This is a genomic window from Bacillus pretiosus, from assembly GCF_051294775.1.
Taxonomy (GTDB): domain Bacteria; phylum Bacillota; class Bacilli; order Bacillales; family Bacillaceae_G; genus Bacillus_A; species Bacillus_A wiedmannii.
Genome location: NZ_JBPPHF010000105.1, coordinates 1 through 320, shown reverse-complemented (window position 1 = coordinate 320; position 320 = coordinate 1). Strand labels below are relative to the sequence as shown.

Genomic DNA, 320 nt, shown 5'->3' with positions numbered 1-320 from the left:
ACGTGATGCGAGCGAAATGGGACAACTTCATGAGTTCCTAGGCTTAACAGTAGGAATTAACTTAAACAGCATGTCACGCGAAGAGAAACAAGAGGCTTATGCTGCTGATATTACGTATAGCACAACTAATGAGCTTGGATTCGATTACTTACGTGACAACATGGTTTTATATAGAGAACAGTGCGTTCAGCGTCCACTTCATTTTGCTATTATCGATGAAGTCGATTCTATTGTAGTCGATGAAGCACGTACCCCGCTTATTATTTCGGGACAAGCTCAAAAATCAACAGAGCTATACATGTTTGCAAATGCATTCTTTC

The 320-nt window shown here is 40.3% G+C and carries 1 pseudogene; it reads left to right on the top strand.

The features are described 5' to 3' along the window. A pseudogene (locus tag ACSG5Z_RS30050) lies at positions 1-320 on the top strand (preprotein translocase subunit SecA); the annotation flags it as partial.